Below are 454 nucleotides of genomic sequence, written 5' to 3'. Positions count from 1 at the left end.
TGTCAACGCCGGAATTAATTTGACCCACTAGCGCCGGGATAATTTTGACCCACCTGAGCGCCTGGCGTCGAATAGATTCCGGTTTTCAGTTTTTCCTTTAGCCGGTAGCTGTTCCCTCTGATGTTTACGACGTGGGAGTGATGCAATAAGCGATCAAGAACAGCTGTTGCAAGAACGGGATCACCCATGAGTTCGCCCCACTCACCGAAGCTCTTATTGCTTGTCAGAATCATGCTTCCTTTCTCGTAGCGTACACAAACCAACTGAAAAAACAGGTTCGCAGCAAGGGATCGAGGGGGAGGTAGCCCACCTCATCCACGATGAGGATGCGTGGACGGAGATATACCCTCAATCGCTTATCCAAGCGATTCTCTTCGTAAGCTTTCCGCAAATCGCCCACGAGCTGTGCGAGTGAGACAAAATAGACAGGTAATCCTTGTCCAATGGCCTCCAT

1 pseudogene is annotated in these 454 nt (G+C 50.2%); it reads right to left on the bottom strand.

The annotated features are described in order from the left end of the window. Positions 1-14: 14 nt before the first annotated feature. Positions 15-454, bottom strand: a pseudogene (locus EIZ37_RS25675) (ATP-binding protein); the annotation flags it as partial.

This window comes from Brevibacillus migulae, from assembly GCF_004521915.1.
In the GTDB taxonomy this organism is placed as follows: domain Bacteria; phylum Bacillota; class Bacilli; order Brevibacillales; family Brevibacillaceae; genus Brevibacillus_F; species Brevibacillus_F migulae.
Note: the sequence above shows the minus strand (reverse complement) of the source record. Positions and strands in the feature narration are given on the sequence as shown.